This is a genomic window from Stenotrophomonas sp. YJH_SMC_73 (assembly GCF_059370155.1).
In genome coordinates this window covers 26,122-38,990 of record NZ_JCAFTJ010000011.1, presented here as the reverse complement: position 1 = coordinate 38,990, position 12,869 = coordinate 26,122, and the positions used below count along the sequence as shown (strand labels likewise).

Genomic DNA, 12,869 nt, shown 5'->3' with positions numbered 1-12,869 from the left:
GTTGCCCGTAAACGGTATGTCAGTCGGGGACGCACGTGGTGTGACTTTACCGCAGCCATTCAGGATCAGGCAGGCTCCGCACCCGGTAGTGCCGGCCGCTGGCCGGCAATGCTCTCCGCCTGGTGCCAGGGGGCTGCCGGCCAGCGGCCGGCACTACCAATCAGGTTCCGCGCGGCTTGGCCCGGTGCGTGGCCGTCGCCGTCCACGGATCATCCGGCCATGGGTGGCGCGGGTAACGGCCCTTCATCTCCTTTTTCACTTCGGCGTAGGTGCTTTCCCAGAAGTTGCGCAGATCCTGGGTGACCTGCAGCGGGCGGCCGCCGGGGGAGAGCAGGTGCAGGGTCAGCGGCACGCGGCCATCGGCGATGCGCGGCGTGTCGGCCAGGCCGAACAGTTCCTGCAGCTTCACCGCCAGCACCGGCGGCAGCGGATCGCCGCTCTCGCTGTCCAGCGCATAGGTGATCGGCCGCTCCAGTCCGGACGGCACGGTGATGCGGGTCGGCGCATGACGCTCGACCAACTGCCGTTGTGACCACTCCAGTGGCGATTTCAGCGCTTCGCCGAAGCTGGATTCATCCAGCGCATCCAGTCGCGTCCTGCCGGCGAACGCGGGCTGCAGCCATTGTGCGCGCGTGGCCAGCAGGGCATCGTCGCTGCAGTCGGGCAGGCCGAGCTCGGGCATCCAGCGCCGCAGCGATTCCACCCGTGCCTGCCACTGGCGCAGGCCCTCGGTCCACGGCAGCGCCTGCAGGCCGAGCTCGGCCACCGCACCGGTCAGCGCCTGCGCGGCGTGCTGCGGATCGACCCGGCCGGCCGAGCGGCTGTCCAGCACGATCCGGTCGAAACGGGTCTCGCGCAGCGCCACCAGGGCGCGTCGCTCGCTGTCCCAGCGCACCACGTCTTCGGTGACGAAGCGCTCCGGCCATGCCTTGCGCAGCTGGCCTTCATCCACCGGTGCGGCACGCAGCAGCAGCGCATCGCGCGCCTCGAAGCGCAGTTCGCTGGCCACCAGCCACGGCTCACCGCGCAGGTCACTCAGTTCGTGCAGGCGCGCGCTGCGGCCATTGGCCAGCAGGTAGCGCAGCGGATCGCCGGGATGCTGGAAACCGATCCGGTCGGGAAAAGCGTGTGCAAGCAGATCGCCCAGTTCGTGCGCCTCGATGCTGGCCGGCGGCGTAGCCTCGCAGCGCAGGCGGCGACGCCACTGCTTGGCGGCGGCATCAATGGCGGCCAGCCCGCTGCGGTTGGCATCGCCCGGCGCGCGGCCAGTGCGGAACGCGGCCAGTGCGCGCCAGCGGGCCGCCAGCGCGTCACCGCCCTGGCGCAGCGGGTCGCGCGCTTCCAGCAGGGCGGCCAGATCGGCGGCCAGCGCCTGCGCGCGGGCATCGGGCGCTGCCAGCAGCATCGCCGCCATCCGCGGGTGCGTACCCAGCGCCAGTACACGGCGCCCGAGTGCGGTGATCGCGCCCGAGTCCGACAGTGCACCCAGGCGTTGCAGCAGTTCGCGCGCCGCACCCATCGGGCCGGCCGGTGGCGGGTCGAGGAAGCGCAGGTCGCTGCTGCCCCACGCGGCCAGTTCCAGCGCCAGTCCGGCCAGTTCCACCTGGTCGATCTCCGCGCGGCGCTGCGGCTCCAGCCGCTGCGACTGCGGCCACAGCCGCCAGGCCACGCCCTCGGCCACGCGACCGGCACGGCCCGCGCGCTGGTCGGCCGACGCCTGCGCGATGGCCACCACGTCCAGCCGGGTGAAGCCGCTGTTGGGGTCGTAGCGCGGCTCGCGCGCTTGGCCGCTGTCGATCACCACGCGCACGCCGGGCAGGGTCACCGACGACTCGGCCACGTTGGTCGCCAGCACCACGCGACGGCGGCCATCGCTGGCGGCCTGCAACACGCGCGCCTGTTGTTCCACCGGCAGCTCGCCATGCAGCGCCAGCACCTCGACGTTGCCATCGAGTGACTCCTGCAGGCCGGCCTGGACGCGCGCGATCTCGCGCTGGCCGGGCAGGAACACCAGCAGGTCACCGGGGTGCTCGGCCAGTGCCTGCTGCACCGCGCGGCGCACCTGCAGTTCCAGGGCTTCATCGCGGCGCGCCGGGAAGTGGCTGATCGCCACCGGATAACTGCGGCCCTCGCTGCTCAGCCGCGGCGCATCGAGGAAGCGTGCCAGCCGCTCGCCGTCCAGCGTGGCCGACATCACCACCAGGCGCAGGTCGTCGCGCAGCTGCGCCTGCACGTCCAGCGCCAGCGCCAGGCCCAGATCCCCACTGAGATGGCGCTCGTGGAATTCATCGAACAGGATCGCGCCGACGGTTTCCAGCATCGGGTCGTCCTGCAGCATCCGGGTCAGGATGCCCTCGGTGACCACCTCGATGCGGGTGCGCGCGGATACCTTGTTCTCGAAGCGGATGCGGTAGCCGACCGTGCCGCCGACCTCCTCACCCAGCTGCCGTGCCATGAACAGCGCCGCGCTGCGCGCGGCGACCCGGCGTGGTTCCAGCAGGATGATCTTGCGGCCCTGCAGCCACGGCGCGTCGAGCAGCGCCAGCGGCACCTGGGTGGTCTTGCCGGCACCGGGCGGGGCCTCCAGCACCAGCCGTGGTTGCACGGCCAGCTGCTGCTGGATCTGCGGCAGCAGCGGGGAAATCGGGAAGAGCGGGGCGTTCATATGCAAAGGATAAGGGGCCACGGCAGGCGCAGGTACAATGCGCGGGCACTTTTCCCCCGCGATGACCATGCACCTGATCGATATCGGCGCCAACCTGACCCACGACTCCTTCGACCGCGACCGCGATGCCGTGCTGGACCGCGCGCGCCAGGCCGGCGTGGTGCAGATGGTCATCACCGGTGCCAGCCGCGAGCACTCGCCACTGGCCCTGCAGTTGGCCCAGCAGCACCCCGGCTTCCTGTACGCCACCGCCGGCGTGCACCCGCACCACGCGGTGGAATACACCGAGGAATGCGATGCCGAAATGCGCGCGCTGCATGCCCACCCGGAAGTAGTGGCGGTGGGGGAGTGCGGGCTGGACTACTTCCGCGATTTCTCGCCGCGCCCGGCCCAGCACCGCGCGTTCGAGCGCCAGCTGCAGCTGGCCGCGGACAATGGCAAGCCCCTGTTCCTGCACCAGCGCGATGCGCATGCCGATTTCATGGCACAGATGAAGAACTTCGAGGGCCGCATCGGCCCGGCGGTGGTGCATTGCTTCACCGGTGAGCGTGACGAGCTGTTCGACTACCTGGACCAGGACTGGTACATCGGCATCACCGGCTGGCTGTGCGACGAGCGCCGTGGCGCGCACCTGCGCGAACTGGTGAAGAACATCCCGGCCAACCGCCTGATGATCGAGACCGACGCACCGTACCTGCTGCCGCGCACGCTGAAGCCGATGCCGAAGGACCGCCGCAACGAACCGATGTTTCTCTCGCACATCGTGGAAGAAATGGCGCGTGACCGTGGCGAGGACGTGGCAGTTACCGCCGCGAATGCAACGGCCGCGACGCGTACGTTCTTCCGCCTGCCCGGCGCAGGTTGATGGTAGTGCCGGCCGCTGGCCGGCAACACGGTTGATTGCCGGCCAGCGGCCGGCACTACTGGAGCAGGTCGCGCAGGCCCTCACGGTAGCTGGGGAACCGCGGCGCCCACGCCAGTGCTTCACGCGTGCCACGGCTGTCGATGCGCTTGTTGCTCTGGTAGAAGCGTCGCAGGGTCGGGCTGAGTGCAGGGTCGTCCCATGCCACGGCAGGTGGCATCGCAAACCCGCCCAGCTGCGCGGCGAAGGCCAGTACCTCCTGCGGCGGTGCCGGCTCGTCATCGGCCGGCAGATACAGGCCATCCACGCACGGCCGCTGCATCGACGCGATAACGACCGTCACCAGGTCATCCACGTGCAGCCGGTTGAATAGCAGCCCGGGACGCACTACGTGGCGGGCACGTCCCTGCGCCAGCTGCAGCAGCGCATTGCGCCCCGGCCCGTACAGGCCGGGCAGGCGGAACACTGCCGATGCGATGCCGCGTTCTCCTGCAAGCGCACGCCATTGCGCTTCGGCCCGCAGGCGCTGCACGCCGGCTGCTTCAGTGGCATCGGCTGCGCTGCGCTCGTCGACCCAGCCGCCGGTGCGGTCGGCATACACCGAAGTGGACGACAGATAGCCCACCCAGCGCAATGCCGGGCTGGCCCGCAGCGCGGGCAACAGCAGGCGCAGTGCAGGATCGCCATCGGCATCGGGTGGCACGCTGCACAGCACGGCCTCGGCCTGCGCGATCTCATCGAGCAGGGCGGGCGATGGCGTGGCATCAGCACCCAGCGGATGGCGACGCAGACCATCGCGTGGTGCCGATGCGGGATCGCGTACCGTGCCGGCGACGTGTGCGCCCAATGCCTGCAGATGTCGGGCCAGCGCACCGCCACTCCAGCCCAGCCCGAGGATCAGCACCCGCGAGGGCAATGCACTGGCGGCAGAGATGAAGCTCACGCGCCGCGCAGTGCCTGGTAGGCCTGCAGGCTGCTGTAGGCGACCTGCAGCAGCAGGGCTTCCTGGTCGGCCTTGCGCGCGCGGGCCAGCATGTCGCCGACGATCTGTTCGGCCTCCACCTGTTGGCCGGCTTCCAGGTCACGCAGCATCGATGCCTTCAGTGCCGAGCCGGCCTGGGTCAGGGTGCCGCGCGCGGTGTCCTGCGCGGCCTCGGGAACCGGTTCACCGGCGGCTTCGGCCACGGCCAGGCATTCGTCGTACAGGCCGCGCACGATCGCCTCGCCATCATCGGTGGCAACGATGGTGCCGATGTCGGCGCGCAGCAGGCAGGTCGCCGCCGCCAGCGCGGTAAGGAAGGTGTACTTGATCCATTGTTCCTGGCCGATGTGTTCGCTGGCCAGGTGATCAAGATGGGCCTGCGCGCAGACCGCAGCGAAGGCGCGCACGCGCGTCGAAGCCAGGCCGCCGTCGCGCTCGCCGAAGGTGAGCTTGGCCGGTTTGCCCAGGTGCAGCACCGCACCGTCGGGGGCCTTGGTGGCGCTGATGAAGCACAGGCCGCCAAGCACGGCGTCGCGGCCGAAGCGCGCGTCCAGTGCGTTGTAGTGATGCAGGCCGTTGAGGATCGGCAGCACGGTGGTGCCTGCGCCCACGGCCGGGGCAATGGCGTCGATCGAGCTGTCCAGGTCGTAGGCCTTGCAGCTGAGGATGATCAGGTCGAACGGCTTCTGCGCGGCCAATGCGGGCAGTGCATCAGCGGTGACATGCTGCACGGGGAAGCTGGCATCGCCGAGCGGGCTGCGGATGACCAGGCCGTCGCGATCCAGCTGGGCGGCGCGCGCGGGGCGCACGAGGAAGGTCACGTCCACACCGGCCTGGGCCAGGCGACCACCGAAGTAACCGCCGGTACCGCCGGCGCCGAGGATCAGGATGCGCATTGCACGTTCACCGTGTTCTGGGGAATCAGGATTTCGATTGTGCCGGAGATCGCGGCCAACGGCGGTGCCCCTCGTGGTGGTTCGCGGGAAGCACGGTTCAGTGGGGTTGGCCGGGTGCGGCCACCACGGAAAACAGATCAGGAGCGGAAGCGGGCCGCTCGCTGCGCGAGCGCGTGTAGAACCGCGCTCAGGGCAGCTGTTCGCTGAAGCCTTCGGTGTATCCCAATAGAAGCGCGGTGCGGGAGGACAGCGTTGCAGCCAGTTGTGACCAGGTGTCGTGCGTTCCGGCAGCGTAGACGCGCTGCAGGTCCGCGACCAGAGCGTCCGCTTCCGCAGGCGACGGCGCGCTGTCACGCTGGAAGCCCAGCCACGATGCGCCAAGCCCGAACAGGCGGTAGTCGTGGTGCTTTTGCAGGTGCCGGATCAGGGCGTGGTTCTGGAAGATGTTCCAGTCCGCGCTGAAGTAGCCGTTGGGCAGGGCGGCGATCAGCAGGTCGTCACGATCCACGGGCACCTGTTGCACGCAGACCACCTCGTCGACGATGAGATCCGGTGCGGCATTGGCCGCGACCAATGCCTCGATGTCTGCGTCATTGCACATCAGCGTGCCCGCCAGCGTGCTCCATTCCAGCCGATGCGTCGAATGCTCAAGCTGCGCGACCACATGCGCCAGCAACCGCCCGCGTGCCGCCAACGCATCGTCGGGGGTTGCCGGGTCTTCGTCCTCGTAGAGCGCGATGCGCGCGTCGTCTGATGCGTGCATGCTGGTGTAGCGGCACTGGCCGGCATCATCGAGCGTGCACAGGTAGCGATACCGGGGATCAGCCGCGTGCCGCGAGGCCAGGTATTCCAGCACCTCATCCAGCGTGGGTGAATCGCCCAGCAACGCATGGCTGAAGGCATCGATGGGGCCGTCCGACACGGCTTTGTCCAGCGCAATGGAAGTGATCTTCATCGCCACAGCCTAGCTGCAATCCCGAACGAGAAAAGCGGAACATCGGCTTTGCCGTGAAAGCTCCATCCACGCATGGCGTCGATCCATCGTGTCGACCAAGGTCGACACCTACCAGCAGCAGCGGAGAACGACATCCCGGCAGATCGCCGGAATTTGTCGAAGGCGGGGTGGGGCCGATTGCGGGGGTGTCCGCGGCATGGATGCCGCGGCCAAGCCCCCAGGGATGGGTTTACGGCGTCCCCCGCAATCGGACCCACCTCGCCAACCCAAGGAATGCCAGCTTTTGACGTTGCCGTTGAAGTTGACGTTGATTCGGCGGGTGCAGGGCCGCAGGCCCTGCAGGCCCCCCTTAGCTGCGCATGCCCACGCCACGGCGCAGCAGCCACAACGCCAGCGCCGTCAGCGCCACCACGAAGCCGATCATCAACCCATAGGCCACCGGCAGCGGCACATCGCTGCTGCCCAGCAGGCCATAGCGGAACGCATTGACCATGTAGAAGATCGGGTTCGCGTGCGTGGCCGCTTCGGCCCAGCCCGGCAGCAGCTTCACCGAATAGAACACGCCACCCAGGTAGGTCAGCGGGGTCAGGATGAAGGTCGGCACGATCGCCACGTCGTCGAACTTCTTCGCATACACCGCATTGATGAAACCGGCCAGCGAGAAGATCGTCGCGCCCAGGATCACCGTGGTCAGCATCACCAGCGGGTGCGGAATGCGCACCGGGGTGAAGAACATCGCGATGATCAGCACGATCACGCCCACCATCAGGCCGCGCAGCACGGCGCCGGCCACGTAGCCCCACAGGATCACCCAGTTCGGCATCGGGCTGACCAGCAGCTCTTCCACGTGGCGGCCGAACTTGGCACCGAAGAACGAGGAACTGATGTTGCCGTAGCTGTTCTGGATCACGCTCATCATCACCAGGCCCGGCACGATGAACTGCATGTACGTGTAGCCGCCCATGTCACCCACGCGCGACCCGATCAGGTTGCCGAAGATCAGGAAGTACAGGGTCATGGTGATCGCCGGCGGCACCAGGGTCTGGCCCCAGATGCGCATGATGCGGGCGACTTCGCGGCGCACGATGGTCATCAGTGCGATGCGGTTGCGCTGGCCGTCGGTCAGCTCGGTGGTGCTCATGCAGGCTTCTCCAGGTTGCCGGTGAGGCGCACGAACAGCTCCTCCAGGCGGTTGCTCTTGGTACGCATCGAACGCACGCGGATACCGGCCTCGTTGAGCGTGGCGAACACGCGGTTGAGGTCCATTGCGCGCGGCATGTCGATGTCCAGCGTGTGCGGGTCCGGCGCGGTCAGGGTCGCGCCCTCGATCACCGGCAGCTGCGCCGGCAGGTCACCGTCGATGTCCAGCAGGAAGCCCTCCACGTCCAGCTTGGCCAGCAGGGTGCGCATCGGCCCCTGCTCGACGATCTGGCCATGGTTGATGATCGCCAGGTGGCGGCACAGGTACTCGGCTTCTTCCAGATAGTGCGTGGTGAGGATGATCGTGGTGCCGGCAGCGTTGATCTCCTTCAGCACGCGCCACATGTCGCGGCGGATCTCGATGTCCACGCCGGCGGTCGGCTCATCCAGGATCAGCAGGCGTGGGCGGGTCATCATTGCGCGGGCGATCATCAGCCGGCGCTTCATGCCGCCGGACAGCGTGCGGCTCATCACCTGCGCCTTTTCCCACAGGTGGGCCCGCTTCAGTTCCTCTTCGGCGCGCTGCTCCGCTTCCTCGCGCGGCACGCCGTAGAAGCCGGCGTAGTTCACCAGGATGTCGAAGGGCTTTTCGAACAGGTTGAAGTTGATTTCCTGCGGCACCAGCCCGATCAGGCGCATGGTGGCGCTGCGGTTGCGCACCAGGTCGCTGCCGAACACCTCCACCTGGCCCTCGCTGAGGTTGACCAGGGAGCTGATGATGCCGATCAGGGTCGACTTGCCGGCACCGTTGGGGCCCAGCAGGGCGAAGAAGTCGCCCGGGGCCACTTCCAGGGAAACCCCCTTCAGGGCCTGGGTGCCGTTGTCGTAGGTCTTGCGCAGGTCGCGCACGCGCAGGGCGGGCGCCGTATCGTTCTGGGATGCCAAGCTCGAAGCCTTCGCGCCCATGGGCTGGCGCTGGAGAGGGGCGGGGAGGGGCTATTATAGAAGACCCCGAGGGCTTGCCCCGGCTACACACTGTCCCGAAAAGTCGTGCCTGTTCAATTCCCCCTCAAGCTGGTCGGCCGCCGCATGCTGGCCCCGACCGTCGGCCACTACCAGTTCGTGCGTGACGACGGGCAGCCGCTGGATTTCCAGCCCGGCCAGTTCATCCAGGTCCATTTCAGCTACGCCGATGGCACCGAAACCAAGCGCAGCTACTCGCTGGCGACCATTCACGACCACGCACTGGGCCCGGGCGAGGCGGTGGATATCGCGGTCAGCTTCGTGCCCGGTGGCGCCGCCACCGCGCTGTTCGAGGCGCTGGAGCACGGCGGCCAGATCAGTGCGTCCGGCCCCTACGGCCGCTTCTGCCTGAATCCCGGTGACCACAATGCCCGCTACCTGCTGATCGCCACCGGTACCGGCGTTACCCCGTACCGCTCGATGCTGCCGCTGCTGGAAAAGGCCATGGCCGAACGTGGTGCGCAGATCGTGCTGCTGCAGGGCGCGCGCAGCCCGGGCGAGCTGCTGTACAGCGAGGACTTCTACAGCTTCGCCGAAAAACACCCGAACTTCCGCTATGTTCCATGCCTGTCGCGCGAACTGCCCGCCGATCCGCATCCGGACGTGCAGCACGGTTACGTGCAGCAGGCGCTGGCCGGTTTCACGCCGGACCCGGCCACGGACATCGCCTACCTGTGCGGCAACCCGGACATGGTGGATGCCTGCGCCGAGCTGCTGAAGGCCGCCGGCCTGGGCAACCCGCAGATCCGCCGCGAGAAGTACGTCAGCAGCAAGTAAGTCCGGCTGGTGCCGGCCGCTGGCCGGCAACCCCACGAACCTGGTAGTGCCGGCCGCTGGCCGGCAACCCCACGAATCCCGGTAGTACCGGCCGCTGGCCGGCAACCGCATGAACCCCGGTAGTGCCGGCCGCTGGCCGGCAACCCCACGAACCCCGGTAGTACCGGCCGCTGGCCGGCAACCGCATGAACCCCGGTAGTGCCGGCCGCTGGCCGGCAACCCTGGAAACCGGAGGCGACCCCACGCCGCCCCCGGTGCCCTGCCTTCAGTACTCGATCCAGGCATCACGCCAGGCAGAGCCGGTACCCGGGCGGTAGGCCTCTGCATTGATGTTGCACCAGGCGCCTTCCGGGAACGGGCGGCAGGCATACAGCTTGCCGTCGGTGCCCTTCACCACGGTCTGGCCCGGCGTGTAGCTGCCGATACCCGCGGGGTATACGAAGTCGTAGTCGTCAGCCGGCGGCGGATCGATCGGATCGACCGGATCCGGCACGCGGGTATCGAGCTGGAACAGGTGGCCTGGCTTCAGATAGACGCGGTTCCCGGTAGCCGAGGCGACGGGCGTGATCACGCCGTTCTTCATCACCCCCACGCGCGCCTGCTGCGCAGTGCCATTGACCTTGTGGGCCAGTGCCAGCGGCCACTGGTTCGCAGCGGTCTGGCCGGCGGCAAGGGTGATCTGCGGGCTTTCCAGATCGTTGCCCTGGGCGTTGAAGACCCGCAGGGTCAGGATGGTGCCCACGTCCAGCGCACCACGGGCAGTGACCGGACCCGCGTCCTGCCACTGCGGCGGCGGGGTCACACCACCGTCCCCCTCGAAGCGCACGTCTGCGCAGGTATAGAACGCCTCGCCCGAATCCGAGCGCTGCCAAGTGTTGTAGATGATGTGCTGGCCGCTGCGCTTGGGTAGCGGGCAGTCCAGCTTGTAAACGTCACCGGAGACCGGCACGTTGCCCAGCGTGCAGAATTCCTGCAGGTCGGCCCAGCGCAGCGGGCTGCCCGGTTGCCAGCCATCGCGGGTGACATAGAACTTCCACTCGCGGGTGGCATGCGGGGCCGGCGCCTTGAACTCGAACGTGTAGCGGCCACGGGCGTCGGCTCGGATCGGCGAGGTCTGCCAGTCACTGCGGTTCAGATCCAGGCCGCGGTATTTGCTGTTGCCGCCGCTGCACAACTCGCCATCGGGCACGACGGCCTGGTGGTTGCCATGGGCCTCGGCCTGGTTGATCCCGGCCCAGTCATAGAACGGTTGCGCACCACCGATGGCCTTGGCGGCAGCGCAGGCGGGGTTGGTGGGATTTTCGGGATTGCCCTGGTAACAGGCATAGACACGGCTGGCGGGTTTGGACAGGGTGCCGTGGGCGAACGCGCTGCCAGAGGTGGCAATGCCTGCGATCACAGACAGCGCGATGACGGTCCGGTGTGACAGATGCATGGAGATCTCCTGTGGGTGGTGAAACCCCGCGAAGTCTCGGCATCCCGCCCGCCCGCATCCATCGGATTACGTTGAAAAAAGCACCGCGTGGTTGCATATGGGAACGGCTTCACACTCACGCGCTGGCGCGTCTCACGCTATGCAGGGAACGGCGCTCTGCCACCGTTCCCTGTACCCGGTCTCAGTATGCGATCCACGCATCGCGCCAGGCCGCACCCACACCCGGCCGGTACGCCTCGGCGTTGACGTTGCACCATGCACCTTCCGGGAACGGGCGGCAGGCGTACAGCTTGCCGTCACTGCCCTTCACCACGGTCTGGCCCGGCACATAGCTGCCGATGCCCGCCGGGTACACGTGGTCGAAATCACCGCCCGGTGACGGTGTACCCGGGTCGGGCACCTGGGTATCGAGCTGGAAGCGGTTGCCGTCCTTCAGGTACACGCGGTTGTCGGTGGCCGAGGCGGTCGGCGTGATCACGCCATTGGCAAGCACGCCCACGCGCGCGTGCTGGGCACTGGCATTGACCTTGCGGGCGAGCACCAACGGCCACTGCGCGGGTGCGGTCTGGCCGCTGGCCAGGGTGGCCTCCACACGTTCGACGTCATTGCCGTTGGCGTTGAACACGCGCAGCGCCAGCGTCGTGCCAACCGGCAGCTCACTGCGTGCGGTGACCGGGCCGGCGTCCTGCCATTGCGGTGCCGGTGCGGTCCCTCCGCCTCCCTGGAAGCGCACGTCCATGCAGGTATAGAACGCCTCGGTCGAATCCGAGCGCTGCCAGGTGTTGTAGATCACATGCTGGCCGGTGCGCTGCGGCAACGTGCACTGAAGCTTGTAGGTGCCGTCGGCCGACAGCGGCGTATTGCCCAGCGTGCAGAACTCCTGCAGGTCGGCCCAGCGCAGCGGGCTTCCCGGCTGCCAGCCTTCGCGGGTGACGAAGAAGCGCCAGTCGCGCGTGGCGTGTGGTGCGGTCGCCTTGAACACGAAAGTGAACTTGCCATTGGCATCGGCCTGGATCGGCGTGGTCTGCCAGTCACTGCGGTTCACGTCCAGGCCGCGGAAGGTCGGGTTGTTGCCGCTGCACAGCTTCCCGTCGGGCACCACGGCCTGATGGTTGCCGTTGGCGTTGGCCTGGTTGATGCCGTTCCAGTCGTAGAACGCCTGTGAACCGCCGATGGCCTTGGCCGCGGCACAGGCCGGGTTGGTCGGGTTCTCGGGATTGCCCTGGAAGCAGGCATAGACGCGGCTGACCGGCGTGGTCATCGTGCCGTGGGCGAACGCGCTGCCGGCCAGGCACAGGCCCGCAGCGGCGAAGGAGGTGGCCAGCAACAGCGGTGTGGATCGGAATGACATGGCGCATCCTTGTGGTCGTCGAAAGGGAACGGTGACCGCAGGAGCTGCGCTGCGCGGCGGACTTTCGGCGGCACCACGGCGAGTATCGAGTCGCACTGCAGGCGACGGAACCATCGCAGTGCCGATCCGTGACTGCGCATGTGAAGCCCTTCCCGCAGGCTTCACGCAGGGCTGAACGGATGCGCTGGACGTCACGTGACCGGCGTGGCATCGATCACGTCATGGAGATCACGCGACGCAGTCCCGGTAGCCACGCGATCTGCCTGGCACGAGAAACAGCCATGCGCCGCGTTGTGCAGCTGCACGAACGCCACCGACGGGTCGGCAAACAGTGCATCCAGGTGGTCGGCCACCTCGGTGCCCGCGCAGACCTGGGCACCGCACATCAGCGCGGCGTGGTCATAGGCACGCATCGAGATCATCCGGCGCTGCACATACGGGGGCACCTCGCCCGGCGGCAGGACGCAACGGGTCACGCCGCGCTGCACGAAGATCGGGCCGGCGGCGCGGTACGGCGAATGCAGCGGCAGGTGGACGTGGGACAGCAGGAGCAGCTCGCTGCCAGGCGCGGGGTCGCTCAGGCTGATCCGGCAGGGATGTCCGCCGTTGGCGCCGGCCCAGCGACGCTGGATGCCGAGCACGGCGAGCGCGCTGTCGCTCATCTCGAACAGGTGCAGGAACGGGCGGTGGTCGATGCCGCCTAGGTACCACGCGTGCATGGGCGTCTCCTTGGGTTTTCCGCGGATTGTGCGCATGCGCCGGTCGCCGTGCTCGCCGTTTTCA

At 68.0% G+C, this 12,869-nt stretch carries 11 protein-coding genes; 2 read left to right on the top strand and 9 right to left on the bottom strand.

Annotated elements, in window-relative coordinates; all coding sequences use genetic code 11:
- Positions 1–160: 160 nt before the first annotated feature.
- Positions 161–2,665, bottom strand: a complete 2,505-nt coding sequence (gene hrpB, locus AC5P8R_RS16925) for an ATP-dependent helicase HrpB (RefSeq protein ID WP_169412020.1) — start codon at positions 2,663–2,665, stop codon at positions 161–163.
- A gap of 67 nt (positions 2,666–2,732) precedes the next feature.
- Between hrpB and AC5P8R_RS16920 the strand changes: the two genes are divergently transcribed.
- Positions 2,733–3,530 carry a TatD family hydrolase gene (locus AC5P8R_RS16920; protein ID WP_169412018.1) on the top strand — a complete coding sequence of 266 codons (798 nt, stop codon included), beginning with the start codon at positions 2,733–2,735 and terminating at the stop codon, positions 3,528–3,530.
- A 55-nt stretch (positions 3,531–3,585) separates the two neighbouring features.
- On the opposite strand, the gene AC5P8R_RS16915 is transcribed toward AC5P8R_RS16920, so the two are convergent.
- The 5 genes from AC5P8R_RS16915 to AC5P8R_RS16895 all read right to left on the bottom strand — a co-directional run bounded on the left by AC5P8R_RS16915 (position 3,586) and on the right by AC5P8R_RS16895 (position 8,466).
- Positions 3,586–4,470, bottom strand: a complete 885-nt coding sequence (locus AC5P8R_RS16915) for a Rossmann-fold NAD(P)-binding domain-containing protein (protein WP_495223652.1) — start codon at positions 4,468–4,470, stop codon at positions 3,586–3,588.
- The gene (gene panE, locus AC5P8R_RS16910; RefSeq protein ID WP_495223651.1) at positions 4,467–5,405 is read right to left on the bottom strand and encodes a 2-dehydropantoate 2-reductase; all 939 of its coding nucleotides are present in this window, start codon (positions 5,403–5,405) and stop codon (positions 4,467–4,469) included. Before panE ends, AC5P8R_RS16915 begins: the two co-directional genes overlap by 4 nt.
- A 187-nt stretch (positions 5,406–5,592) precedes the next feature.
- Positions 5,593–6,360, bottom strand: a complete 768-nt coding sequence (locus tag AC5P8R_RS16905; protein WP_262087773.1) for a hypothetical protein — start codon at positions 6,358–6,360, stop codon at positions 5,593–5,595.
- A gap of 349 nt (positions 6,361–6,709) precedes the next feature.
- Positions 6,710–7,501, bottom strand: a complete 792-nt coding sequence (locus tag AC5P8R_RS16900) for an ABC transporter permease (RefSeq protein WP_014038898.1) — start codon at positions 7,499–7,501, stop codon at positions 6,710–6,712.
- Positions 7,498–8,466: an ABC transporter ATP-binding protein gene (locus tag AC5P8R_RS16895; RefSeq protein WP_005411567.1), complete on the bottom strand. Its 969-nt coding sequence runs from the start codon at positions 8,464–8,466 to the stop codon at positions 7,498–7,500. The genes AC5P8R_RS16900 and AC5P8R_RS16895 overlap by 4 nt, the downstream gene beginning before the upstream one ends.
- A gap of 84 nt (positions 8,467–8,550) precedes the next feature.
- Between AC5P8R_RS16895 and AC5P8R_RS16890 the strand changes: the two genes are divergently transcribed.
- Entirely contained in the window at positions 8,551–9,300 is a 750-nt protein-coding gene (locus AC5P8R_RS16890; RefSeq protein WP_014648809.1) for a ferredoxin--NADP reductase, read from the top strand.
- Positions 9,301–9,565: 265 nt separating this feature from the next.
- On the opposite strand, the gene AC5P8R_RS16885 is transcribed toward AC5P8R_RS16890, so the two are convergent.
- The 3 genes from AC5P8R_RS16885 to AC5P8R_RS16875 all read right to left on the bottom strand — a co-directional run bounded on the left by AC5P8R_RS16885 (position 9,566) and on the right by AC5P8R_RS16875 (position 12,805).
- Positions 9,566–10,735 (bottom strand): lytic polysaccharide monooxygenase, encoded by a 1,170-nt coding sequence (locus AC5P8R_RS16885; protein ID WP_169412010.1) that lies wholly within the window; start codon positions 10,733–10,735, stop codon positions 9,566–9,568.
- Between the two features lie 181 nt (positions 10,736–10,916).
- Positions 10,917–12,086 (bottom strand): lytic polysaccharide monooxygenase, encoded by a 1,170-nt coding sequence (locus AC5P8R_RS16880; RefSeq protein ID WP_014648807.1) that lies wholly within the window; start codon positions 12,084–12,086, stop codon positions 10,917–10,919.
- Between the two features lie 191 nt (positions 12,087–12,277).
- The gene (locus AC5P8R_RS16875) at positions 12,278–12,805 is read right to left on the bottom strand and encodes a DUF1203 domain-containing protein (RefSeq protein WP_197557183.1); all 528 of its coding nucleotides are present in this window, start codon (positions 12,803–12,805) and stop codon (positions 12,278–12,280) included.
- Positions 12,806–12,869: the final 64 nt, after the last annotated feature.